18 protein-coding genes and 2 pseudogenes are annotated in these 23,727 nt (G+C 68.3%); 13 read left to right on the top strand and 7 right to left on the bottom strand.

All coding sequences use genetic code 11. The features are described 5' to 3' along the window. Nucleotides 1-67: 67 nt before the first annotated feature. Complete coding sequence (locus tag QYL93_RS21275; protein ID WP_305745599.1) at nt 68-646, top strand: hypothetical protein; 579 nt, start codon at nt 68-70, stop codon at nt 644-646. A 72-nt stretch (nt 647-718) separates the two neighbouring features. Here QYL93_RS21275 and QYL93_RS21280 read toward each other — a convergent pair. Further along, nucleotides 719-1,048: pseudogene (locus QYL93_RS21280) on the bottom strand (SRPBCC domain-containing protein); the annotation flags it as partial. 63 nt (nt 1,049-1,111) lie between these two features. Between QYL93_RS21280 and QYL93_RS21285 the strand changes: the two are divergent. Then, a complete protein-coding gene (locus QYL93_RS21285; RefSeq protein ID WP_305745523.1) occupies nt 1,112-1,543 on the top strand; it encodes a hypothetical protein in 432 nt (143 codons plus the stop codon). A gap of 29 nt (nt 1,544-1,572) precedes the next feature. On the opposite strand, the gene QYL93_RS21290 is transcribed toward QYL93_RS21285, so the two are convergent. Then, nucleotides 1,573-5,184 (bottom strand): AAA domain-containing protein, encoded by a 3,612-nt coding sequence (locus tag QYL93_RS21290; RefSeq protein ID WP_305745524.1) that lies wholly within the window; start codon nt 5,182-5,184, stop codon nt 1,573-1,575. A 314-nt stretch (nt 5,185-5,498) separates the two neighbouring features. Between QYL93_RS21290 and QYL93_RS21295 the strand changes: the two genes are divergently transcribed. The 9 genes from QYL93_RS21295 to QYL93_RS21335 all read left to right on the top strand — a co-directional run bounded on the left by QYL93_RS21295 (nt 5,499) and on the right by QYL93_RS21335 (nt 16,150). After that, a complete protein-coding gene (locus QYL93_RS21295; protein ID WP_305745525.1) occupies nt 5,499-6,395 on the top strand; it encodes an amino acid ABC transporter substrate-binding protein in 897 nt (298 codons plus the stop codon). A 128-nt stretch (nt 6,396-6,523) separates the two neighbouring features. Beyond that, the gene (locus QYL93_RS21300; protein ID WP_305745526.1) at nt 6,524-7,840 is read left to right on the top strand and encodes an HD-GYP domain-containing protein; all 1,317 of its coding nucleotides are present in this window, start codon (nt 6,524-6,526) and stop codon (nt 7,838-7,840) included. Nucleotides 7,841-7,966: 126 nt separating this feature from the next. Beyond that, nucleotides 7,967-8,806, top strand: coding sequence for a presqualene diphosphate synthase HpnD (hpnD, locus tag QYL93_RS21305; RefSeq protein WP_305745527.1), 840 nt, complete (start codon nt 7,967-7,969; stop codon nt 8,804-8,806). Between the two features lie 23 nt (nt 8,807-8,829). Next, on the top strand, nt 8,830-9,669 hold the full coding sequence (locus QYL93_RS21310; protein WP_305745528.1) for a hypothetical protein: 840 nt from the start codon (nt 8,830-8,832) through the stop codon (nt 9,667-9,669). Then, the gene (gene hpnE / locus QYL93_RS21315) at nt 9,666-10,976 is read left to right on the top strand and encodes a hydroxysqualene dehydroxylase HpnE (protein WP_305745529.1); all 1,311 of its coding nucleotides are present in this window, start codon (nt 9,666-9,668) and stop codon (nt 10,974-10,976) included. Before QYL93_RS21310 ends, hpnE begins: the two co-directional genes overlap by 4 nt. Nucleotides 10,977-11,125: 149 nt before the next feature. After that, nucleotides 11,126-12,142: a tripartite tricarboxylate transporter substrate binding protein gene (locus QYL93_RS21320; RefSeq protein WP_305745530.1), complete on the top strand. Its 1,017-nt coding sequence runs from the start codon at nt 11,126-11,128 to the stop codon at nt 12,140-12,142. 46 nt (nt 12,143-12,188) lie between these two features. Then, complete coding sequence (locus QYL93_RS21325; protein ID WP_305745531.1) at nt 12,189-12,854, top strand: response regulator; 666 nt, start codon at nt 12,189-12,191, stop codon at nt 12,852-12,854. A gap of 822 nt (nt 12,855-13,676) precedes the next feature. After that, nucleotides 13,677-15,122, top strand: coding sequence for a sensor histidine kinase (locus QYL93_RS21330; protein WP_305745532.1), 1,446 nt, complete (start codon nt 13,677-13,679; stop codon nt 15,120-15,122). Between the two features lie 8 nt (nt 15,123-15,130). Further along, nucleotides 15,131-16,150 (top strand): tripartite tricarboxylate transporter substrate binding protein, encoded by a 1,020-nt coding sequence (locus QYL93_RS21335; protein WP_305745533.1) that lies wholly within the window; start codon nt 15,131-15,133, stop codon nt 16,148-16,150. A 105-nt stretch (nt 16,151-16,255) separates the two neighbouring features. Here QYL93_RS21335 and QYL93_RS21340 read toward each other — a convergent pair whose 3' ends face one another. The 3 genes from QYL93_RS21340 to QYL93_RS21350 all read right to left on the bottom strand — a co-directional run bounded on the left by QYL93_RS21340 (nt 16,256) and on the right by QYL93_RS21350 (nt 19,162). Beyond that, nucleotides 16,256-17,236 carry an FHA domain-containing protein gene (locus tag QYL93_RS21340; protein ID WP_305745534.1) on the bottom strand — a complete coding sequence of 327 codons (981 nt, stop codon included), beginning with the start codon at nt 17,234-17,236 and terminating at the stop codon, nt 16,256-16,258. Beyond that, nucleotides 17,233-18,630 carry a serine protease gene (locus tag QYL93_RS21345; protein ID WP_305745535.1) on the bottom strand — a complete coding sequence of 466 codons (1,398 nt, stop codon included), beginning with the start codon at nt 18,628-18,630 and terminating at the stop codon, nt 17,233-17,235. The genes QYL93_RS21340 and QYL93_RS21345 overlap by 4 nt, the downstream gene beginning before the upstream one ends. A gap of 214 nt (nt 18,631-18,844) precedes the next feature. Further along, nucleotides 18,845-19,162 (bottom strand): hypothetical protein, encoded by a 318-nt coding sequence (locus QYL93_RS21350; RefSeq protein ID WP_305745536.1) that lies wholly within the window; start codon nt 19,160-19,162, stop codon nt 18,845-18,847. Between the two features lie 330 nt (nt 19,163-19,492). On the opposite strand from QYL93_RS21350, the gene QYL93_RS21355 reads away from it, so the two are divergent. Beyond that, nucleotides 19,493-20,032, top strand: a complete 540-nt coding sequence (locus QYL93_RS21355) for a hypothetical protein (RefSeq protein ID WP_305745537.1) — start codon at nt 19,493-19,495, stop codon at nt 20,030-20,032. Between the two features lie 133 nt (nt 20,033-20,165). Beyond that, a pseudogene (locus QYL93_RS21360) lies at nt 20,166-20,858 on the top strand (DUF899 family protein). Nucleotides 20,859-20,933: 75 nt separating this feature from the next. Here the strand turns inward: QYL93_RS21360 and QYL93_RS21365 are convergent. Beyond that, a complete protein-coding gene (locus tag QYL93_RS21365; RefSeq protein WP_305745538.1) occupies nt 20,934-22,115 on the bottom strand; it encodes an AAA family ATPase in 1,182 nt (393 codons plus the stop codon). A gap of 83 nt (nt 22,116-22,198) precedes the next feature. Beyond that, a complete protein-coding gene (locus tag QYL93_RS21370; RefSeq protein ID WP_305745539.1) occupies nt 22,199-23,707 on the bottom strand; it encodes a M14 family metallopeptidase in 1,509 nt (502 codons plus the stop codon). Nucleotides 23,708-23,727 lie beyond the last annotated feature (20 nt).

Below are 23,727 nucleotides of genomic sequence, written 5' to 3' on the forward strand. Positions count from 1 at the left end.
GCCGCCAACCCCTACTCCAGTAGGGTTCTCAAGGACCGGACGGGCCCACAAAATCGGGCTTTTTGCCATGACCACACTGCTCCCTGCCACTTCACCCACCGCCTTTGCAACCTGCCTCTCGCTGATCGCCGTCGCCGCCGCACTGGCCGGCTGCGGCGGCGGCAGCGATGACGCCCCACAGCTGGACGTGGCCCTGCTCGCGGGCGACTGGCAGCACCAGGGCTGCCATGTGGTCAGCAGCAACCTGAGCCAGCGCAGCGTCATGCGCATGGTGCGCCAGGAGACCACGCTGTTCACCCAAACCTATGGTGCGTTGACCTACACCAACGGCGACTGCACGGGCAGCGGCACGGTGGGGGACTTCTCGCCGGACACTGCCAACCAGCTTGCGGCACGCCGCACGGCGTCCACCGGCTCCCTGGCCATCTTCTGGGGATACTGGACCGGTGATCCGGCCGACAGCCCTCCCTACGGCCGGTGGGTGCTCAAGGGCGATTTCATGTGCCCTGCGTTCTACGGCACCTTGACCATCTACCCCTCGCCGCCGCCCCCGGAGCCGCACACCTACTACGACCTGGAAATCGCCACACGCCAGACCGACGAGATGCTGCAGCGCAGGGCCTGCTTCACGCGCATGCCCGCATAGGCCGCTGCTCGCGCTCAACCTGCCGCGACCAGCGCCGCCAGCTTGGCCAGCCTCGTTGTCTTCGGGCACCACACCGGGCGGCAGGCCTTCGTGCAGCGCGACCAGCCAAGTCACGCCACCCGGCTCGTCCGAAAGTTCCACCATCAGAGTCATCCAGCCCTGCCTGTCGGGGTTGGTGGTATCGAACTCCATCACCTCGACCACCTGCTGATCCACAACCAGTTCCCTGAAGTGGCCATGGTAGGTATCGGTGTGCGCCGAGGTCTTGCCGGCCAGGCCGGGCTCTTCGCGGGTGAGCGAGACCCGAAAGCGCCCGCCCTCGCGCGCATCGAAGGCATGCACCACCAGGGTCATGCCGTCGGGCTCCTTCCATTGCGCGATGGCATCGTCATAAGATGGCAACCACTATTGCGCATTGTGATTCTCCCGTTTGGCGCCACCATTCCATCACCCCAAGGAAGCCCCATGTCCAACAGCCAATTCGCCTTCATCCAACGCCAGTCCGTTCCCGACCGCGCCACGCTGCAGGCCTCGCTGGACCGGCTCGGGTTCGACCTTAAGCTGCACCCGGACTTCACCCGCTTCGACGACTCGGGCTTTCTGCCCTTCACGCTCAATGGCACAGAAGGCCCGGGGTTCGAGATCCACTACAGCGAGGCGCAGGACGTGGTGGGGGACGACGAGGACTTCGCCGCCATTGCCGATGGCCGCGACTACTGCATCACCATGAGCTGGGGTGGCCGCATGAAGGACCTGGCCTGCGTGATGATGGTCAGCTGCGCACTGGCCCAGGACTTCGGCGCGGCGGTGTCGTACGAGGGGGAGGAACCCTCGCCACTGGAGGAGATGCTGCACACCGTGCAGGTGGCGCTCAAAGAGGCAGCAAAAGAAAAATAAGCGAACAGGCAGGCAAGCTGCCGCCCTTATTAGGCGAACGGCCTCTTGGGCACCTGCCGGGCCAGCTCCGCAAAATGGCCCACGCTGCCCCAGGCCGTGCACGAGCCCACCACATACAGCCGCGACTTCGCGCGCGAGGCCATGACGTTGAGGATATTGGGCACACCGCCGGCCCACTGCCGGGCGCCCTTCTCGCCCGCCATGGGGGCGCCCAGCACGGCGATCACGGCCTCGGCTTCCTTGCCCTGGAAGGTGTGGATGGTGCCCACGCGTTCGTCAAGCCATTTGCGCGCATCGACCCCGAAGAGCTCGAACAGCTGGGGTTCGGCGCGCAGCAGCAGGCGCATTTCCTGCGCCACCACGCGGAAGGGGCAGATCACGTAGATATCCGGGTGCTGCACGCCGGCGCGGGCCAGCTTGCGCAGCATGCGCATGACCACCTGGCCCTCTTCGGCGCTCCACTTGGGGGCGCTGGCGGTGGAGCTGGTGTCGGGGTCGAACCAGGCGGAGGGGCCCAGCACGTCGGCGACATCGCCCACGCTGTCCGGCCCCATGGCCGGCACCATGCGGTTGTCGTAGGCAATCGCGTTGGACACGCCGAACATGGGCTCCTGGAAGCGGCGGCGCACCAGCAGCGGCAGGCCCACCACGCGGGTGCCGTCGGGCGTGCTGAAGCGCGCCTGGATGGCGCTGGCGCTGTCGGCCAGGGTCTGCACGGATGCCTGGGGGGCGCACCACAGGCCGCGGTCCACGCGCTGCTGCAGGGCGATCTGGTTCACCAGGTTCTCGGGGATGGTGACCACCGGCGGGATCTGCAGCGTATCGCCCACGATGACGGCACGCCGGGCGCGCATGAGCGCACCCACCGCCGCCTGGGGCGTGGCCTGCCCGGCTTCGTCCACCAACAGCCAGCCGAACGATGCGGGAGCCAGGTCGCCCAGCATGCGGTGCACGGACGCGAAGGTGGTGGCCACCACGGGCACCACCAGGAACAGGCTGGACCACAGGTCCGGCAGCAACTGGCGCTTGGCCGTGTCCTGGAAGGTGCCCGACTGCAGGGCGGCCATCAGCACGCCCAGGTTGTGCTCCATCTTGTGGGCGGCCACGGTGACGAAGGCCTTGTGCACCTCCAGCGCGGCGATGAACAGCTTCTCGCGCTCCTTGTGGATCTGGTCGTTGAGCCAGGGCATGGCCAGGTTCCAGGCCTCATGGCCGCGGTCGAAGAAGGATTCGTCCACGAAGCGGTCACCGATGCGGGCGTAGGCCTCCTTGAGCATGGCGCCCAGATTCTCTTCCTCGCGCTGCGCGGTTTCGAGCTGGGCGTTGACCATGCCCAGCTCTTCGGCAAATCCCTTTTGCCGCTGCGCTGCCGTTTCCAGCGTGGCCTGCACCTGCGCTTCGGCGCGCACGGCCTCGCGGTGGACGCCCTCGCGCGCAGACGCCTCGGACATCCAGCGCCGAAACGCCTCCGAGACGAACACCCGCGCCGAGACGCCGGGGCGGGCCGCCTGCAGGGCCTGCAGCTCGCGCTCGGCCGCCACGACGGCGGCGCGGGCCTTGCTGGAGCCCTCGATGGCCAGGGCGTAAGCGGCTGCCGCCGTGCTCAGCGACTGGGCGGTGGCCTTGTGCCTGACGTGCAGCTGGCTGATGTCATCGTGCAGTCGGGTCAGCCGGGGGGCCAGTGTCCGCGCCTCTTCCAGGCGGGCAAGAATGGCCTCGACCGAATGCTTGAGCTCGATGAACGACTTGCGCGCCCGTTTCCACTGCTGCAGCGCCGCATCGCCGCTGAGCGGCCGCTCGGCCGCGACGATGCGGGGCGCCACCATGCGGGGCGCCTGGCCTTCTGCGGCGGGCTCCGGCCGCGACACGTCCAGCCCGCGTGCCGCCTTGAGGTAGGTGGCAAAGCCGAAGTCCTCGTGCAGCCAGAACCGCTGGCGAAAATCCCGGCGGTTGCGGCTGTTGCCGAGCGCGGCGGCCATCAGACCCCATGGCTGGTCGGCGGGGTCGGCTGGGATATTCTTTTCCTCGCCATACAGCAAGGCCCTGGCGGTGGAGGCAAAGTACCGGGGGCCGGGCTCGATGCTGCGGCCGGCGGGCAGCTCACGGCTGACGTTTTCCACCGCCTTGTTGTTGCTCGATGCGACGAGCACCTCGAAGCCCTTGATCCGCGGGTCCAGCCCATGCAGGTGGAGAAACTCCCCATCGCCCACCTGGAATCGCTGGCCGGTCGGGATGAACGCCTTGTTCGGATCGTCGAACTCCACCAGCCGGGCTGCGCGGCTCTCCACGCAATGGGCCACCAGGTCGCGCAGCAGGGTCATCTTGCCGGTGCCCGGGGGGCCGTTCACCGCCAGGATGCCCTGCCTGTCACCAGCAAATTCGCTGCGCGCGGCGTTCACGGCTGCCTGCTGCAGCGTCACCACCGGGTGGCTGCCCCGGCTGGGCCAGCGCGCTGGCGGAAAGCGCGCGGGGGCAATCAGCGCGGCAATGCCTGCGGTGTCCTTGAGCAAATCGACTGCCGACGCTGGCTTCAGCACGGACAGGTAGCGCAGCAGGGTTTCGGGCGCGGTCCCGGCATCCACCATGGCGCGCGCCTTGGCCAGGTCGTCGAGGTAGAACGAGTTGATGGGCGGCAAATCCGGCGCGCCCTCCAGCTTGGGGTGGCGGTACAGCCGCGCCACGAAGCTCGGTGGCAGCACATGGTCGGGGCGCAGGCCCAGGGTGCTGCACAGCCAGGCATGGATGTCGTGGATCGCCTTCAGGTCCAGCGGCAGGGGCCGGCCCCCGCCATCCACCCGCACGAGGCGCTGGTGCAGTTGCTCGCGCAGGAGCCGTTCGGCATCGGGCCAGCGTGCGAGCGTGCCGGCCTTGCCGCGCAGCACCGCAGGCACGCCCCACGCAAAGCTGGAGATGGAAACGGTGTCAGGGCCAGCGGGCAGGCCGTCCTGGTCCACGATGGCCATGGCGATGGGCGCACGGTGCCTTTGAAAGGTGCGCGTCTCCTCGTCCTTGCCGAACGAGGCCAGCAGGTCGGTCATGCACATTTCCATGCTGACCTCGCCCAGCACGACAAGGTAGAACAGCCGGAACGGCGGCTTGTAGGACTGCTCGCCCCGCTGCCACGGCAAGGGTTCGCCATCGACCTTGGCGATGGCCGCACGGTCGCCGCCGACGAGCGTTGCCGGGTCGGTGTAGGCCAGTGGGGCCAGCACCTCCAGCGACAGCCAGGACGACAGGATGGCGTGGGCCGAGTCCTGCACGGCGTGCGCTGAGGCGGCAGGCGCCAACTCCAGTGCAGCCAGGGCGGCCCCGGCCTCGGCATCGCCGGACCGCGCCGCGCGAGGGGTGGCTGCGGCCGCCAGGGTATCGGCGTGCTCCCCCGCGGGCCGGACCGATGCGCCAAGCAAGGAAAGGGAGAACGGTGCCCGGTCCACAGCGCCTGCCTGTCCGTCGGTCAGCGGGGCGCTGCCAGGCAGCGCAGCAGGGGCCGGCTGGCGAAAGGCAGCGCCTGCGCGGCGATGGGGCTTTTTGACGGGAAATGCATTGGCGACCTCTTTCGTACCCTGTGTGGCTTCGTGCGGCGTTGGCAGATCGGCGCGGCCCTCCCCGGAATCGGGGTGATTGGCGTGGGGGGAGGACATGTCAATCAAAAAATGCGCGCAGCCAAGCATGTTACATGCGGTAGCCCGGTACTCCCAGTGCTTTGCCGATGCAGTGGCTGGTGCAGGTGCCGCGCCGCCACAAAAAACGGCGAGCCAGGCATACCGGGCCGCCATGTGGCGCAATGCCGACGCCTGGGCAGCGAGAAAGTGGCAAACCTGCCCGAGCCCCATCACAATCCGCGCACCAGCGGGGCTGGTCCATGCAATGCCCACAAGGCATGCTTTGGGGTGCGCGTCTTCGGGCGCCTTTTTTCATCGGGCATCCACCCGACTCCTTTTCTTCTCTTCCTTCCATGAAATCTGTTTCGATGCTGCGCCACGTGGCGCTGATGGCGGCCCTGTTGCTGGCCAACGCCCCTGCCTGGGCCGAAGACACGCTGGCGCGCATTGCCAGCGCGGGCGAGCTGCGCCTGGGCCACCGCGAAAAGTCGCTGCCCTTTTCGTACAAGGACGCCACGAGCGGCAAGGTGCAGGGCTACACCGTGGACATCTGCCTGCAGATCTATGAGGAGATCAAGAAGGAGTTGAAGCGCCCGGACCTGAAGCTCAAGTACCTGCTGGTGGACGGCAAGAACCGCATCAGCGACGTGAAGGACAACGTGGTGGACCTGGAGTGCGGCGGCACGGCCAACACGGCGGCGCGGCAAAAGGAGATCGCCTTCAGCCACCACATCTTCGTGGCATCCTCGGCCTTCCTGGTGCGCAAGAACTCGGGCATCAAGACGCTGGACGACCTGCAGAACAAGAAGATTGCCGTGCAGGGCAAGACCACCAACGAGAACCTGCTCAAGGCCAACGAGCGTACCTTCAACCGCAAGTTCAACTACGTGGCGGTGGACAGCACGCTGGACGCCGTGAACGCGCTGGCCAAGGGCGAGGCCGACGCGGCCTTTGCCGACGACGCGGGCATCTGGATCCCGCTGACGCGCCTGGGCAAGTCCATGGACGACTACCAGTTCCTGGAAAAGCGCCTCTCGGTGGAGCCCTACAGCATCGGCCTGCGCCGTGAGGACCCCAAGTTCAAGGAGCTGGTGGACCGCGTCACGCGCCGCATGATCCAGGGCGGCGACATGCTGACGCTGTACAAGCGCTGGTTCAGCTCGGACCAGGGTACGCTGCCGATGAGCATCTTCATGAAGGAAGCACTGCGCAGACCCAGCGATATTGGCGTCGAACAGATCGCTTTCTGATTCAATCAAAATGACGGGGGGATTGATCCGCGTCAAGCCCACGCTCACTTCCTGACATCTGGCCAAATTCAGGCGGGCGATGGACCCTGGTCGTTTTATAGTCGATAGTAATAATTTGTAGCTATTACATGACGACGACAGATCCCCTTTTGACCACCGATGTGGACACGGGCGACAGCCCCCACTACCTGCGCGCGCTGACCGACATGGCCGACGAGCGCACGGTGGTGGCCGGTGCCGCCATCTACACCGACAACGGGATCAAGCTGGTGGAAAAGGGCGCGCGCATCGACAGCCGCCTGTACGAGCGCCTGGTGCAGCACAAGCTGCGCGAGCCCATCGACAAGCACCTGTCCATCGAGAACCCGGTAACGGCCGAGGCCCTGATCGCCGCCGGCCAGGAGCTGGCCGGCGAGGACCTGCTGGCCAACCTGCTGGCCGAGGCCATCGGCTCCGCCGTGCGGCTGCTGGCGCCGCTGCGCTCGCTGGCGCTGCCGGGGCCCATTGCCTGCAAGCTCACGGTGATGCGGGAAAAACGGCCCGAGCTATACCAGCACAGCCTGCGCATGATGATGGTGGCCGTGTTCCTGGGGCTCAAGGCCGGCATGCCCGAGCGCGACTGCGCCACGCTGGCTGCGGCGGCCTTGCTGCACGACCTGGGCGTGCTGCACATGGACCCGGCCTGGAACGACCCCGATTTCAAGGCGGTGGGCGTGCAGCGCAAGCACCTGGTGGCGCACCCGATCACCGGCATGCTCATGGTGCGCGACACCAACGCCTATCCCAAGGCGGCCGAGGCAGCCGTGCTGGAGCACCACGAGCGCATGGACGGCAGCGGCTACCCGCGCGGGCTGGCGGGCGCCGATATCTCGCCCATGGGCCGCATCCTGCTGCTGGCCGAGGTGGTGGCCGGCTTCTACGAAAAATACGAGGACATGCCGGCGCAGCGCCTGTCGCTGGTGCTGCGGCTCAACCACCGCAAGTTCCCGGCCGCCCTGGTGGTGCACATTTTGCCGCTGCTGCAGGAGGAGGTGGCCCGCGAGTCGGCCCTGATGCCACTGGGCGACGATGCGCCCCGCCAGGCCGGGCTGCTGGCCGAGGCCTTCATCAAATGGGACGAGCTCAAGACCGCCCTGCCCCCGCCCGTGCTCAAGGCCATGGCCCCCAGCAGCGCGTTCGCGTTTGCCGACGCACGGCTGATGGCACTGCAGAAGGCCTTGGTGGAAGCCGGCTCGCACCCCCAGCACCAGGCGGACCTGATGGCCCAGTTGCAGGGCGACGCCATAGGCCTGGCCGAGGTCGCCCTGGTGGGCCGCGAAGCGCTGTTTCAGCTGCAGAGCGTGCTCAATGCCTGCCACCGCCGCTGGCCCGAACTGGAAAAGCGCGCCACGCCCGGCGATGCGGCCGTGGCCAACTGGTGTGATTGGGCGGTGGAGCGGCTATAAGCTTGGCGGCCAACGCATCCCCGTCAAAAAACATAGCTGCCCGTACTTTGTGACAGGCGGCCTGTCGCCCCTGCAACAACCCCCTGTGTGCCGGCACCCCGCCACGGCATGGGACAATCGGCCCCCATGACACCGCAGCAGTACGTACAACAAAAAGCCGTCGCTTCAGGAAGCAGCTTCTACTACGCCTTCCTGTTCCTGCCGGCGCCCCGGCGCGCGGCCATCACCGCGTTCTATGCGTTTTGCCGCGAAGTGGACGACGTGGTGGACGAAGTGAGCGATGCGGGCGTGGCCCGCACCAAGCTGGCCTGGTGGCAGGCCGAGGTGGCCAAGGCCTATGCCGGCCAGCCCACCCACCCCGTGATGCAGGCACTGATGCCGCTGGTGGCGGACTACGGCATCGAGCAGCGCCACCTGCAGGCCGTGATCGACGGCTGCCAGATGGACCTGGAGCAGACCCGCTACCTCGACTTTGCCGGCCTCACCCAATACTGCCACCTGGTGGCGGGCATCGTGGGCGAGGTCACGGCGCGCATCTTCGGCCAGACGGACGAGCGCACCACGCAATACGCCCACACCCTGGGCCGCGCCTTCCAGCTGACCAACATCATCCGCGACGTGGGCGAAGACGCGATGATGGGGCGCATCTACCTGCCCGTGTCGGAGCTGCAGCAGTTCGACGTGAAGGCGCACGAGATCCTCAAGCGCCAATACTCCGACCGATTCACGGCACTGATGAAGTTCCAATCCGAACGCGCGCACCGCACCTACGACGAGGCCCTGGCCCTGCTGCCCGACGCCGACCGCCGCGCGCAGAAGCCCGGGCTGATGATGGCCAGCATCTACCGCACGCTGCTGCGCGAGATCGAGCGCGACAACTTCCAGGTGCTGCACCAGCGCATCCGCCTCACGCCGCTGCGCAAGTTCTGGCTGGCGTGGAAGGTGCAGGCGCTGGGGCGCATGTAGTCCACCGCCACGGAAAACCCGCCATGAACCGGTCTGTGCCTCCCTCGTTCAGCACGCGCCTGGTCGCTGCCGCCTTGCTGGCACTCGCCATGGGCGCCACCGCCCTGCCCCAGCCCGCGCACGCCTTCTGGGGCCTGCTGGGCAAGGCCGCCAGCGGTGCCGGCAAGGCGGCTGGCGGCACTGCTGGCAAGGCAGCCGGGGCTGCGGGTGCGGCCGGGGCGGCAGGGGCCGCTGGCGAGGCAGCCACCGCAGCCGGCACGGCCGGCAAGGCGGCGGCTGCCGGTGCAGGCGCCGCCACGCTGGCCGACGATGCCGCCCGGGCGGGAGGCAAGGGGGCTGGCACTGCCGACGCCGCAGGCGGCGCCGCCCATGGGTTCAGCGCCGTCAACGCGGCGCTGCCGCCCGAAGTGGCCATGTACCTGGCCAAGCCCGCCGCCAGCCTGACGGGCACCGATACGGCGGCCATGATGGGCATGTACCAGCGCATGGTGGCGCAGGCAGGCAAGACCGGCGATTTCAGCGTGATCGAGCGCATGCCCCAGGTGCATGGCGCAAAGACGCTGCCGCAGGCTGCCCATCCCATGCCGGTGCCGGTCAAGGCCGGCGCCACGGCGCAACAGCCATCGCCAGCAGCGGCTGCTGCACCCTCACCATCGGCCGCCGCCGAGATGAGCCTGGCCGGGCTGCGCCTGCTCGCGCACGCCGGATCGGCCGGCCACCGCGCGGCCCAGAACGAGCTGCGCGATCGCTGCGCCGACCCGGCTGTGCTGCGCACCGCACCGGCCGATGTGCAGGCGCAGTGCAAGGCAGCGCTGGCCACAAAACCTGCCGCCTCAGCCAAGCCACGGCCTTCCGCTTCATGAAGATCGCCGTCGTCGGCGCGGGCTGGGCCGGCATGGCCGCGGCCATCGCACACGCGCAGGCCGGCCACGCCGTCACCGTGCTGGAGGCTGCGCGCACCGTGGGCGGCCGCGCCCGCGCGGTACCGGCCACCCTGCCCGATGGCACGCCCGCCACGCTGGACAACGGCCAGCACATCCTCATCGGCGCCTACACCGAAAGCCTGCGCCTGATGCGCCTGGTGGGGGTGGATGCCGACACCGCCCTGCTGCGCCTGCCGCTCACCCTGCAGTTCCCCGACGGCACGGGCCTGGCCCTGCCCGACCTGCCGCCGCCCTTGGACGCCTTGCTGGGCATCGCGCGTGCGCGCGGCTGGCACTGGCGCGACAAGCTCGCCCTGCTGCGCGCGGCCAGCGGCTGGCAGTTAGGTGGTTTCCGCTGCGCGCCACACACCTCGGTGGCGCAGTTGTGCGCGGGCTTGCCCACGCGGCTGATGGCCGAGTTCATCGACCCGCTGTGCGTGTCGGCGCTGAATACCCCGGCGGCCGAGGCCAGCGGCCAGGTGTTTCTGCGGGTGCTGCAGGACAGCCTGTTCAGCGGCCGGGGTGGGTCGAACCTGCTGCTGCCGCGCGTGAACCTGGGCGCGCTGTTCCCCGAAGCCGCAGCGCGCTGGCTGGTGGCACAGCACGACGGCGCAGTGCAGGCGGGCCAGCGTGTGCAGGGCATTGCCCAGCAGGCAGATGGGCGCTGGAAACTGCACGGCACGGACTTCGCCGGCCCCTACGAGCACATCACGCTGGCCTGCCCGCCATGGGAGGCCAGCCGCCTCATCGCCAGCGCCACGGGCCTGCCTGCGGCGCACGATGTGGCGCGCCAGCAGTGGTGCGCTGCGGCCGATGCGCTGCGCTTCGAAGCCATCACCACCGCGTATCTGCACGGCGCAGGGGCTCGCCTGGCCCAGCCCATGCTGGCGCTGCGCAATACGGCAGAACACCCCGCACAGTTCGTGTTCGACCGCGGGCAGCTCGATGGCCTGCACGGTGTGCTGGCCTTCGTGGTCAGCGCCAGCACCGGCGAGCGCGCGGTGGTCACCGAACAGGTGCTGCGCCAGGCCGCCGAGCAGTTGGGGCTGCCATCGCTGCAGCCCCTGCAGACCGTGGTCGAAAAGCGCGCAACCTTTGCCTGCACGCCCGGACTGGCACGCCCTGGCATGCAGGTGGCGCCAGGCCTGGTGGCCTGCGGCGACTATGTGGACGGACCCTACCCCGCCACGCTGGAAGGCGCGGTGCTGTGCGGCACGGCGGCTGCCGCACTGGCCCCGGCGCATTGACGACCACCTCGGGAAAACCCCGAGACGATATGCACCCCACAGGCCCAGCATGGGCCCCGACTGACAGCATTCCGAAAGCCGCCTGGCGCCACCATCGGCGCAGGCCATTTTTCTTTCGGGCCGCTTTGCTTTTGACGGAGACAACCCCCATGCATGCACACGACCACCACGATCCATTTTCACTGGACGCACGGCGCCGCCAGTTCCTGGCCGCCACAGGCGCACTGGGCCTGTCCGGCCTGCTGCCCGGCATGGCGCAGGCGCAAGCCGCCTGGCCCGCCAAGTCCATCCGCTTCGTGGTGCCCTTCGCCCCGGGCGGCAGCTCGGAGATCGTGGCGCGCTCCACGGCGGCCGAGCTCTCCAAGACCCTGGGCCAGAGCGTGTTCGTGGACAACAAGCCCGGTGCGGCGGGCAACATCGCCATGTCCGAAGTGGCGCGCGCGGAAGACCAGCACACCCTGATCCTGGGCCACATCGGCACGCTGGCGGTGAACCCCTACATCTTCGACAAGCTGCCCTACGACCCCAACAAGGACTTCAAGCCCGTGAGCCTGTTGGCCAAGGTACCCAGCCTGTACGTGGTGCATCCCGACGTGCCGGCCAAGAACCTGCGCGAGTTCGTGGCCTACGTGAAGAGCAAGCCCGGCAAGCTGAGCTACGGCTCGGCCGGCAACGGCAGCGCCGGCCACCTGGCGTTCGAGTACCTGAAGATGACGGCCGACATGTTCATGCTGCACGTGCCCTACCGCGGCACCGGCCCGATGATGACCGACCTGATCTCGGGCCGCGTGGATGCCTCGGCCGTGGGTGCGGCGGCCATCCTGCCCTTCATCAAATCGGGCAAGGTGCGCTGCATCGCCACCGGCTCGGTCAAGCGCCTGCCGCAGCTGCCCGACGTGGGCACGGTGGCCGAGCAGGGCTTCCCCGGCTTCGAGATGACGCAGTGGTACGGCATGCTGGCCCCCGCCAGTCTGCCCGCCGCCCACCTGGACAAGCTGGCCGTGGAAACCGCCAAGGCCGTCAGGTCGCCCAGCTCGCTGGAGCGCCTGAACGCCGACGCGGCCGAAGCCATTGGAGACACGCCGGCGCAGTTTGCGCAGTTCATCGCAGCCGAGCAGGCGCGGTGGAAGAAGGTGCTGCTGCGCGCCAAGGTGAAGCCGGATTGAAGGTCTTCCGCGCCCAGGGGCGCGGGGTAGGTAGCATCGAGCCACCATGCGCATCCTCCTGGCCGAAGACGAACACACCCTGGGCACCTGGCTGAGCCGGGCGCTGGAGCACGCGGGCATCCAGGTGGAATGGGTGACCGACGGCCGCCTGGCCGACCGCGCACTGCAGCAGCGCGACCACGACGCCCTGGTGCTGGACCTGGGCCTGCCCGGCCTGGACGGCCATGCCGTGCTGCAGCGCCTGCGCGAGCGCGACCAGCGCCTGCCCGCCCTGATTTTGACCGCCCGCGACTCGCTCGACGAGCGCGTGCGCTCGCTCAACGCCGGGGCCGACGACTTCCTGGCCAAGCCCTTCGAGCTGGCCGAGCTGGAGGCCCGCCTGCACGCCCTGGTGCGCCGCGCGCGCGGCACCGAGCACCCGCGCCTGGCCTGCGGGCCGCTGGTGTTCGATGGTGCGCGCAAGCAGTTCGTGCTGCACGGCGAGCCGCTGGCCTTGTCACCGAGGGAGCAGGCGGTGCTCAGGGTGCTGGTGCAGCGCAGTGGGGAGCCGTTTTCCAAGCAGCAGATTCTGGAGCGGGTGTTTTCGGATGATGAGGATGTGCATCCCGAAGCCGTCGAGGTGTTTGTGCACCGGCTTCGCAAGAGGCTGGATGGGAGTGGGGTGAGGATCACTACGCTGCGCGGGCTGGGGTATGCGTTGGAGCAGGAGTGATGGCTTCTGCTCGTTGGCTATGGTTGCTGCATGCTTTGCTTGAGGGCGGAGGCCGGGTCTCGGCCCGGCGGCCGAGGTACTTGTTCTTTGCTTCGCCAAAGAAAAGTACCCAAAAGAAAGGCGACCCCGCTGCCCGTGTCCCCCTCGCCGGAGGCGAGGGGGCAGCCTGCGATGCTCGGTCCTGGGGTGTGCCGCAGAACTCGCTGCGTTCTTCGAACTCCGCTCAAACAGCTTCGGCAAGCCAGACAACGAGGCGCGTGTCCTTCGGCACGCGCTCACCCCAGTCCCTGTGCTTCTCGGCACGGTCAGAAGGGGATGGGAGCGGGCTCCACACGGGCCATTGCTTCGCTCGGCCTGTGTTCCTTCGCTGCGCTCGGCTCGCCAGGGCGGCTGCGCCGCCCGTCGGCAGCGCGCAGCGTGTAACCGCCCCCAGGCGCAGCTGCGAAGCAGCAGCCGTCTTTGTCCCCGCTCCCCACCCCTGCTGGCTGCGCCGAGAAGCGCAGGAACTGGGGTGGGCGTGTGTGCCGAAGGACACACACGCTTCGTCGTCTAGCTCGTCGCTGCTGTCTGAGCGGAGTTCGAAGAACGCAGCGAGTTCAGCGACGCCCACCCCAGATCCGAGCATCGCAGGCTGCCCCCGTTCGCCCGACAGGGCGAATGGGGGACGCAGACTGGGGGTCGCCTTCTCTTTGGTGACTTTCTCTTGGCGACGCAAGAGAAAGTTACTGCGCCGCCGGGCGCACACCCCGGCTCCCGCCCCTTGCAAAGGCACAGAGCACCCACGCGCAGAGCCGTCCTCCCATCGGCCAGAGGACAGCTGAGATGGCTCAAGCAACACCGTCCAGCACAGCCCCCAGCAGTCCCTGGGTCAGGCTACGCCGCACCAGCCTCTGGCGCCTGCTGGCCCTCCTCCTCCTCCCCGTCCTCGCCCTCGTCACCTGCGTGGAACTGTGGATGACAAGGCACGACGCCCTCGAAGCCGCCAACGCCGCCTACGACCGTTCATTGCTAGGCGCCCTCAAATCCATAGACGCCAACATCTCCACCGCCTCCGGCGGCCTGTCCGCCGAACTCCCCTACACCATGCTCGAATTCTTCGAGCTCACCGCCAGCGGGCATGTGTACTTCCGCGTCGCCTCGTCCGATGGCTTGGTGGAACTGGGCAACGCCGATCTGCCCCTGCCCCCGGGCCCGCTGGAGCCCGGCGTACCCCGCTTCTACGACGCCACCTACTTCGGCGAATCCGTGCGCCTGGCCGCCTACAGGCGCATGGTGGACATGAGCAACGGCGCCATCCCGGCCACCGCAGACGGCCCGGGCAGCGTGCTCGTGCAGGTGGCCGAGAGCACGCAGTCGCGCCAGGAATTCACGCGCCGCTTCGTTCAGCGTGCCGCCCTGCGCGATGGCCTGGTGCTGGCCCTCATGGTGCTGGGCGCCGCGGCCACATTGGCTGTTGCGCTGCGCCCGCTGTCGCGCCTGGCGCGTGGTGTGCAGGAGCGCAGCCCCGACGACATGACCCCGATTGCCGACACCGACCTGCCCGCCGACATCCGCCCCCTGGTGGCGGCGGTGAACGGACAGATGGCGCGCACCCAGGCGCTGGTGGCGCAGCAGCGGCAGTTCCTTGACGATGCCTCGCACCAGTTGCGCACGCACCTGACCACGCTGCAGATGCAGATCGACTACGCACGCCGCGAGCCCGACCCCGCCCAGGTGCAGGACGCGCTGGCCGCCATCGGCGGCGAGATCGCGCGCGCCACGCGCAGCACGCAGCAGCTGCTGGCCCTGGGCCGCAGCGACACAGCGGCCGTCGAGTTCGCGCCCTTCGACCTGGCCGCACTGCTGCGCACCGTGGCGCTGGAGCTGCTGCCCCAGGCGCGGGCCAAGCAGATCGACTTCGGCATCCACACACCCACCCCGGAGTTCATGGCCGTGGCCGACAGCGGCCTGCTGCGCGAGGCCCTCACCAACCTGGCCGCCAACGCCATTGCCTACACGCCTGCGCACGGCACCATCACCCTGTCGGCTGCGGGCGACGCCCTTGGCTGGAGCGTGAATGTGGAGGACAACGGCCCCGGCATGGCGCCCGAGGAGCGCGCTGCCCTGGGCCAGCGCTACCGGCGCGGCTCGCAGGCAGCGGCCGGGGGCTCGGGCCTGGGCCTGGCCATCGCGCGCTCCATCGCCGAGCGGCACCGCGGCGCGCTGCGGCTGGAAGCACGGCCCAGCGGGCCGGGCCTGCTGGCGATACTCTGGTGGCCCAAGCCATGATGATCTCCATGCCCTCCACTGACCACTCCCTGCACGCCCTCGCGCACTCGCGCCGCCATGTGCTGGCGACCCTGCTCAGCGGCATGGCCACCGGCGCGCAGGCCGATGCCAGCGCCGAGCCCGGCGAGTGCGTGGCCCCGTCCAAACCCGGGGGTGGCTTCGGCCTCACCTGCGGGCTGGCGGCCGATGCCATCCAGGCCGTGCGCCCAGGCCGCACACCGCTGCCGACACGCTTCCTGCCGGGCGGCATCGGCGCCGTGGCCTTCGACCAGGTGGCCACGGGGCGCCTGGGCGGGCCCGGCACGCTGGTGGCCTTCTCCAGCGGTTCGCTGCTCAACATCGCACAGGGCCGCTTTGGCCCGCACCCGGTGAACGCCGTGCGCTTCATCGCCACGCTGGGCACCGACTACGGGGTGATCGCCGTGCACCGCGATGCCCGGTACCAGAACCTGGCGCAGGTGACAGCGGCGCTGCAGCGCGACTCGGCGCGCGTGGTCTTCGGCGCGGGCGGCACCATCGGCAGCCAGGACTGGATCAAGGCCGCGCAGCTGGTGCGCGCGGCGGGGCAGGACCACAAGAAGATGCGCTTCGTCGCCTTCGAAGGCGGCGGCGAGGCGCTCAAGGCCCTGAAGGGCGGGCACCTCGACATCTTCACCGGGGACGCGGCCGAGGCCATGCAGGCCGCTGCCCAGGGCCTACCGCTGCGCTTTCTGGCCGTGCTGGCACCCGAGCGACTGCAAGGCACCCTGGCCGGCCTGCCCACCGCACGCGAGCAGGGCGTTGACCTGGTCTGGCCCACCGTGCGCGGCCTGTACATGGCCGCCACCGCCCCCGAGGCCGCCATGCGCGCCTGGACCAGCGCCTTCGAGGCCGCCATGGCTGCGCCCGGCTACGTCGCACTGTGCAGCCGCTTCGGCCTGTACCCCTTTGCCCTCACCGGCGCGGCGCTCGACGGCTTCGTGCAGCGCAGCCTGCAGGACTACCGGCGCATGGCGCAGGACCTGGGGTTGCGCACCTGGCCGCGCTGATCCGTTGTTCCGTTGTCAGGGTGGGCGGCGTCTTGTCGCACTACCCGTACTGCCTGCGACGCAGCCTGGCCAGAACCGCTTCGCTGAATTCTTTTTTACCCGCTCTTATTCGTCCTGCGCCTGACCGTCATCACGCAGCCGGCGATCCAGCTTGCCACGCAGCGACTCGGTGTCTTTCAGGAACTGGTCTACGGGCACGGCCGGCGCCACGCGCAGGCCTGGCGGGAACAGGCTGCTCATGTACAGCCTGTTCGACAGGCGCATGTTGTTCAGCCACTGCGCACCCAGCCACGACGGCAATCCCAATGCCACCAGCGCAGCCAGCGTCCAGGCCAAACCCACGCGGCGGCGCGGCAGCACCGTTGACAGGTGGGCATACAACGCCCCCGCCAGCAGCAGCGCCACCAGCACATTGGCAAACCGAGAAAAGGATTCCAACGAGAAAGTGAACGCCACAAAGTTCGCCACCAGGTGCACCGCATCCACCGCCAAGGCGGCAGTGCAGGCGATGCGCACATGGCGCCAGAACCGAAGCTGGCCGCCGAACACTTTGCTGGCCACCGCCCATACGCCCGACCAGACGCCCAGGCTGGCCAGCAGGCCAAGCACTAGGCCAGGAACAGACTTCAGATACTGCGACGCATCGCGGGCCTCCAGCCACGCTGATCCCAATGCCGCAGCCAGCACCAGCACCATGAGCGCTGCCGTGGTGGCCACCGTGCTCCACGGAAACTGTGGCAGCGCCTGTTCGTCGGCGATGGGGGCATCGGCCAGGCGCAGCGCGACGTGGGTGTGGCCCAGGTCGATGGGCGTGCCGCCCGGCCAGTCGAATCGCTCCCCCTGGGCGTAGTGTTTGCGCTGCAGGCGCGCGCCATTGCGGGTGTGCAGAACCTCCACCTGTACCGCGCGCGGGGCATCTTCCAGGCGGTCGATGCGCAGGTGCGAGGGCGCGACGAACGGATCGTCCAGCACCAGGTCACAGTCCAGGCCCCTGCCCACCGTCACGGGCCAGCGGGTGATGGGGGCGCGTGCCAGCAGTGCGCCGTGGCGGCCAAAGGCTTCGATGAGGCCGAGGGTGGGCATCATGGTGCGGCCTCCCAGCGAAACGCCTTGAGGTAGTGGCTGGCCAGCTTCATGCCGTTGTCAAAAGCGATGCCTTGCACATCCAGGCGGCCCAGGATGCCTTGCGTGGGCTGGTTGACCGAGGCTGTCAGCACGGTCATGTTGTACAGGCCGGGCAGCTTGCGGTAGGCAGACATGCAGACCACCGCCCGCAGCGGCAGGCTGCCGGAGTCCACAAAACGTTCGCTGCATTCAACGGCGGTCTGGTGGCGGTTGCCACGCGTTTGGAAGCGCTCGTTGGCAAAGCTTTGCGAGAACACCCGGGCAAACCGCGCCGCGCTCAGCGTGGGGGCGTTATAGGCTTCATACGCCAGGCGCACGGTGCCGGTGCTGTAGTCGCCGGCCACGACATCGCTGTCAGCCTGGCACTGCGTCCGCTCCAGGTTCAAACCCGGAAATTTCGGGTCGCGGCCCGATCCCCAGCACCGCGCCAGCGCGTCATCGGGCACCGGCACCCGGTAGTTGCCGTGGCGTTGCTCACGAAATGGCGCTTTCAGAAACCGCTCGGTCAGCACCTGCTGGTGCCCTGTCAGTTGCCTTGTCATCTCCGCGTACGCGGGCTGCGTGATGGGCTCTGCGCTGGCCGCGCGCTGCACCAGCGCCTGGGCAAACTCGGCGGGGATCAAGAAGCTGACCTGCTCGCCATCGAGCCGCTTGGCCACGTTGACGCCCAGCACCCGCCCCGAATCGTCCACCGAGGGGCCGCCGCTCATGCCGGGGTTGAGCGTGCCGCCAAAGAAAATCCGCGGATAGAAGCTGCGCCGCACCAGCCCGTTGTAGGTGCCCTCTGTGACTGCAAAGCCGATATCCAGCGGGTTGCCCAGCGAGTAGATGCGCTCGCCCTGTGCCAGGGCCTCTGCGGCGGGCCGAAAGCTCAGCACCGGCGCCGCTGCGGTGCGGGCCTTGGCGCGCAGCACCGCTAGGTCGCGCTGCACGTCGAACGCCAGCAGCTCGACCTCGCCCTCCGGCCCCTCCATCGTGACGTACACGCCGCGGTAACGCTCGGGCTCCAGCGCCAACTGGCTGGCCACATGGAAATTGGTGACGATCAGGCCGTCCGCAGAGACAAAGAACCCTGAGCCGATCGACGCCTGGGTATCGGCATTGCGCAGCAGCGTGCGGATCTGCACCAGTTTGTCGCGCGACAGCTCATAGATGCGCCGGGCATCGCGGGACAGGGGTGCAGCGGGCACAGCAGCGGCACCGGCACCGGCAGCCTCCGCTGTCGCCGATGCGGCCGCACTGCTGTCCACCGGCTCGACACCCGCTGCAGCGGGCGGCATCGCTTTGGATGCCGGCGGCGCAGGCAATGCCGCGCCTGTGGCGCGAATGGCGGGCGCGCCGGCGGTCGCAGCCACGGCCGTGGGGGCAGTCGCAGGGTGGGGTGCATTCTGGGCGTGGGCCCCAGCACAGGCCAGAACAAGAAGGGGTGCTGCGGCACGCCGCAGCGAGCAGGTCAAAAGGAAAGGCATCGCGGCATTCTATTGACGCTCTGCACCGCACACACGCTGTACGGGCAGCTCAGGGTTGCGGCCCATCCAGGCGGACATCGCTGGGGCTTTTTGACCGCCCTTACAAGGTGCTCCCCAGCGCGCCCAGCAACCTGGCGCTCACCTCGACGGCATCGGGCGTGTCGAACTGCATGTTGTGCTGGTCCGTCAGCGGGCCGTGGCCCGGCTCCATGCGTCCGTCAGCGTCGTAGCCCATGGCCTTGAACTTCCAGGTCCCACCCACCTTTTTGAGCGAGCCCACATGTGCGCCAGTGGCCGTGTGCACGGCCACCACGGCGGAGTTGAGGGGCAACAACTGCAAGGGGCCCGCCACGGGGCCGGGCGGCACGTGCAATAAGGTGGGTTTGAAGGCAGGCGGCTGGGGCGGACTCAGGGGCATGAGGGTGTTTGTAACTCAAAACGCATACCTCCCACCTGCAACCCGGGATGCCTGCAGAACTGCCGGGGCATGGCGCAGGGCCTGGGGCTGCGCACCTGACCGCGTTAGTCGATTGCCAGTTCTGGCCTGTTGGTTGACAGAACGGGCCGCTGCAATCACCCATTTGTGTGAACTACTGCGCACTTACCAAATAGTAAAAGTCTGCAACCGCGCGCCAAAGCGCCGATGCGTGTGGATACTGGCGTCTCCACAAAAACCGGCTCAACGACGAAGGGAGGCCAGGGCCCACAACAGGCCCCGGCTGGATCGCTCGTGATGTGCCCGACCACCATGACATCCTGGATCGCCACCCTGTGCCTGGCTGCGGCTTCGGCACTCACCGCCACGGCCGCCAGCGCAGCCACATTCACCATTCCCGATGCGGGCGTGTCGTTCAACGCGCCCGAGGGCTTCACCCAGCTCAGCGCGGAAGAGATCGGCAGCAAATACCCGTCCAACCGCGCGCCCAACTTCGTGGTGGGCAACGCCCGGCGCACGACCACCATCGCCTTCGACCTCAAGCCCCAGGGCCTGCCCAAGGACAAGCTGCCGCAGGCCAAGGCCTCGTTCGAAACCCTGTTCGACCGCATCATCCCGGGCATCGAGTGGAAGGAAAAGAAACTCCTGGACATGCAAGGCCAGCAGTGGATCTACTTCGAGATGACCTCGCGCGCCATCGACACCGACATCTACAACATCATGATGGTCACCCCCCACCGGGGCAAGATGCTGGTCTTCAACTTCAACTCCACCAAGAGCGAGTTTCCGTCGGTGGAGAAGGAGTTGAGGAAAAGCCTGCAGACGATTGCGGTGACGGGAGCGGGCGAGTAGCCAGCCTGGCGGCAATCCCGACCCATGACCCATCGCAAGGCATGCAGGACGGGCATTTCTCCTACCCGCAGCGGCCCGGCATCCAGGCATATTCGAGCGCCTGTCCGTCCACAGCAGCCCCAGGAGAGCGACCATGGCGACGAATGGTGACCCGAACCTCACGCCCGCTGCCCAGTTGGCTGAAAAAGCCAAGACCCCTTTCCCCGGTGCATCCGCCGAATACGAGGCCGCGCGCAAGGCCCTGCTAGCCGAAGAGATCGAGTTTCGCCGCCACATGACGCGCCTGGTCGCGCAGCGCCAGTCCCTGCCACCCGGCCCGGTGATCACCAAGGACTACCGCTTCAAGGACGAGCAGGGCTTCGATGCCAGCCTCATCGACCTGTTCGGCGACAAGGACACCCTTGTCACCTACTTCTGGATGTACGGCCCGCAGCGCCAGCGCCCCTGCCCCATGTGCACCAACTGGCTCGGCGCGGTGGAGGGCAACGCGGCCGACATCAAGCAGCGCGTGGCCCTCAAGATCCTGGGCCGCTCGCCCGTGGAACGCCAGTACGCCTTTGCCCAGGAGCGCGGCTGGCGCGACCTGAACTTCGGGTAGACCGTGGAAGACGGCTATGCGAAGGACCTGGGCGTCCTGATGGACGACGGCAGCGAGTACCCGGCGCTGGTGGTTTTCCAACGCGACGGCGAGCAGGTCCGCCTGTTCTGGGCCAGCGAGAGGACCCAGGAGATGGCCGACCCGGGCCAGGACCCGCGCGATGCGCCGGACATTGCGTCGCTGTGGTCGATTCTGGACCTGACTCCCGGAGGGCGACCTGCGGACTAGTATCCGAAATCGCAGTACTGAGTCGGAACGGAATGCGCCGACCTTGGCCCGCGCTCGCTTCTGTGCTTGCTGCCTCTACGCGGCGTTGGCAGATCGATTCGGTGCAGCCGGCCCCGCCAGCATCTTGCGCTCACGCCACGCCTGCTGCACAAACGGGTCCGTCACCGCATAGGTGCCATGCCCCTTGCGCACGATGAGGTTGGCGTCGCGCAGTTCTTCCGACACGCGCTGCACCTGGTCGGCCGTGACTTCGCGGCCCACGGTGGCGGTGTATTCGGCCAGTGCGTCGATAGTGAACAAGCCGCTGGCATCGCCCTCCACACGCGCCACGCGATCAAAGATCGCGCCGGCCAGCACACCCAGGTCTTCGAGCTTGCGCAGCTCCACGTCGGCCGCCGCGCCCTTGAGGGTGGAGGCGATCACCGGCAGCAGGCGGTCGGCCTCGGTGGGGTCTTCGCGCTGCAGCTGGCGCAGGGCGCGGATCAGCTCTTCGGGCCGCCGGCCCAGCAGGTTGAAAGCTGCGGTGGCCACGGGCAGGCTGGGCAGCACGGGGGCGCCCTCCTGCGCAATGCCCTGCAGCACATAGGCCACGTAGTCGCCGTCGAGCGTGGGGTATTCGACCGAGGTGGCGCCTGCAAAGGCATGCTTGCCCTGCAGCGTCATGCCCACCACCTGCGCGCGGTGCGAGCCGGTGCCGATGAAGAGGAAATGCCCAGGGGTGTCCGGCCGCGGGTTGATCGCATCGCGCGCGGCCTTGATGGCCAGCAGCATCTGCGCGCCATCGTCGCCGGCCAGGGCCTGCTGCACCTCGTCCACGATCAGGACCAGGTCGGTGCGGGCCAGCTCGATCACCTCGGTGAGTGCCTGCGCCAGCGTCACCCCGCCCTTGGCCCCCACCTCATTGAGCTGAAAGCCGAACTTGAATCCGCCCGCGCCCACATCCGCCCCTTTGAGCCGCGCCAGGCGGCCCAAAACCCCCGAGGCCGGTGTCTGCAGGTCGGCCAGTGCACGCCGGATGGCCGCGTGCACCAGGGTGGCCGGGTCGGCCTTGGTGTCAGCCCACAGGTCGACATAGATCACGATGGCACCCTTGGCCTCCAGCGCGGGGATCAGGTCCTGGCGCAGAAAGGTCGTCTTGCCGGTGCGCCGCAGGCCCGACAGGAACAGGCCCGAGCGCAGCCCCTGGTCAAGCAGGCCGGGCTCCAAGAGCTGCTTGGCCATCTGTTCGGCCAGTGCGGGGCGGTGGAAAAGGTCCATTTAGCGGATTTTAGTCAAAACCAATAATTAGTACAAACCGCTAAAACAAACAGAATCGGGCGATTGTCTCTCCGCAGTGCGCCTCAGACCGCCGTGAGCACCCGCCACACGGTCAACTCTTCCCCCACTACCGGTTCCGCCACGATGCCATTGGCCACCACGCCATCGTCGCTCTCGGCCTCGCAGGCCACTACCGCGATCGCGCCGTAGCGCTGGCTGGTCGTCACCACGCACCAGCCGTCGGGCAGGGCACGCCGAGTGCGCTGGTGGGTGGCCGTCCAATGGGTGCTGGCCTGGGCTTCGAGAATGGCTGGGCCAGGTTCCGCCACGGGCTGCTGCATCACGGGCACTTCCACCTCCAGCACGGTACCGGCCGCCACGGGCGTGGTCTGCAGGCCATGGCCCCGCAGCCAGTCGGCCACGGCCTGGGGCATGGCGTAGGCCCAGGGGCGCTGCACGGTGGCGGTGGGCACGAAGTGGGCGTAGTGCGGCACCTGCACGCTGATGGGGCCGCCGGTCAGGGTGTAGGGCTCGCGCGTGAGCACTTCCACAGTGGTATCGGGCACGGCCTCGAGCGCGTAGCGGATGGCGACCTGCTCGGGCGGCTCCGCGCAGGCGGCGAGCAACTCGACGATCTCCTTGCCGTTGGCGGCGGCATAGACCAGTGCCTCGCGCAGCACGGCATAGGTCACCTCCACGCGCTCCTGGTAGCTGATGTACGAATAGGCCTCCAGCAGCACATCGAGCCGGTTGGTCAGGCCCCGGTAGTTGCAGCCAAAGCGCGGGTGGTGGGTGTAGGTGATCCAGCCCTGGCCCTGGCCGCCCTCGTCGCGCACGAAGTTGCCGTACCAGAAGGTGTCCAGGCCCTCGGTGCGCTTCACCGCGGCCTGCACAGCGGGCATCATGCGCTCGCGCATATACGCCACGGGCTCGGCGCGGCCCGTGTGCTCGGTGTGGGGGATGTCGTAGGTCAGCGCAAAGCGGTGGATGGAGCCATTGGTGGCATGGCAGTCCAGCGTGAGGTGCGGGTTCCAGGGATGGCACACGCGATGTTGCAAGAGGCGCATTTCTGGCGCCTGCTGGCGCATGTAGTCGCGGTTGAGGTTCACGCCCGCCGCGTTGGTGCGCGTGCCCACCAGGGCCGGGCCGTCCTGCCCGCGCAAGTGGGCGATGTCGAGCGGGCGGTGGTCGGCGCTCATGCGGTCGTTGCCGTCGGGGTTGAACAGCGGCACCACCACCAGCACGGTGCGCGTGAGCAGGTCTTCGCCATGGTCGCCGCGCAGCAGGTTGCGCACCAGCATGAGCACGCCCTCCTTGCCCTCCACCTCGCCGGCATGGATGCCGCAGATGATCAGCACCACGGGCAGGCCGCTGGCCTGCGCGGCCTCGGGCGTGTGGTGGCCCTGGGCCGACAGCACCATCAGCGGCAGTTGCCGCCCCTCGGGCGAGCTGCCGAAATCGCTGACGTGCAGGCGCGGGTCGCCCCGGGCCGCCAGGCCCTGCACATAGACCATCACGTCGGCGTGGGTGGATGTCTCGGCATAGGCGCTGGATTCGGCGCGGGTGAGCAGGGGGGTAGGTGCTGAGGACATGGGCTGAATGTTAGAGCCTG

Source organism: Acidovorax sp. A1169, from assembly GCF_030704685.1.
Taxonomy (GTDB): domain Bacteria; phylum Pseudomonadota; class Gammaproteobacteria; order Burkholderiales; family Burkholderiaceae_C; genus Acidovorax.

Bases quoted from the DNA above. Each gene is read 5' to 3' on its own strand.
- QYL93_RS21275 (WP_305745599.1), top strand. From the start codon at position 68: ATGACCACACTGCTCCCTGCCACTTCACCCACCGCCTTTGCAACCTGC.
- QYL93_RS21285 (WP_305745523.1), top strand. From the start codon at position 1,112: ATGTCCAACAGCCAATTCGCCTTCATCCAACGCCAGTCCGTTCCCGAC.
- QYL93_RS21290 (WP_305745524.1), bottom strand. From the start codon at position 5,184: ATGTCCTCCCCCCACGCCAATCACCCCGATTCCGGGGAGGGCCGCGCC.
- QYL93_RS21295 (WP_305745525.1), top strand. From the start codon at position 5,499: ATGAAATCTGTTTCGATGCTGCGCCACGTGGCGCTGATGGCGGCCCTG.
- QYL93_RS21300 (WP_305745526.1), top strand. From the start codon at position 6,524: ATGACGACGACAGATCCCCTTTTGACCACCGATGTGGACACGGGCGAC.
- hpnD (WP_305745527.1), top strand. From the start codon at position 7,967: ATGACACCGCAGCAGTACGTACAACAAAAAGCCGTCGCTTCAGGAAGC.
- QYL93_RS21310 (WP_305745528.1), top strand. From the start codon at position 8,830: ATGAACCGGTCTGTGCCTCCCTCGTTCAGCACGCGCCTGGTCGCTGCC.
- hpnE (WP_305745529.1), top strand. From the start codon at position 9,666: ATGAAGATCGCCGTCGTCGGCGCGGGCTGGGCCGGCATGGCCGCGGCC.
- QYL93_RS21320 (WP_305745530.1), top strand. From the start codon at position 11,126: ATGCATGCACACGACCACCACGATCCATTTTCACTGGACGCACGGCGC.
- QYL93_RS21325 (WP_305745531.1), top strand. From the start codon at position 12,189: ATGCGCATCCTCCTGGCCGAAGACGAACACACCCTGGGCACCTGGCTG.
- QYL93_RS21330 (WP_305745532.1), top strand. From the start codon at position 13,677: ATGGCTCAAGCAACACCGTCCAGCACAGCCCCCAGCAGTCCCTGGGTC.
- QYL93_RS21335 (WP_305745533.1), top strand. From the start codon at position 15,131: ATGCCCTCCACTGACCACTCCCTGCACGCCCTCGCGCACTCGCGCCGC.
- QYL93_RS21340 (WP_305745534.1), bottom strand. From the start codon at position 17,236: ATGATGCCCACCCTCGGCCTCATCGAAGCCTTTGGCCGCCACGGCGCA.
- QYL93_RS21350 (WP_305745536.1), bottom strand. From the start codon at position 19,162: ATGCCCCTGAGTCCGCCCCAGCCGCCTGCCTTCAAACCCACCTTATTG.
- QYL93_RS21355 (WP_305745537.1), top strand. From the start codon at position 19,493: ATGACATCCTGGATCGCCACCCTGTGCCTGGCTGCGGCTTCGGCACTC.
- QYL93_RS21365 (WP_305745538.1), bottom strand. From the start codon at position 22,115: ATGGACCTTTTCCACCGCCCCGCACTGGCCGAACAGATGGCCAAGCAG.
- QYL93_RS21370 (WP_305745539.1), bottom strand. From the start codon at position 23,707: ATGTCCTCAGCACCTACCCCCCTGCTCACCCGCGCCGAATCCAGCGCC.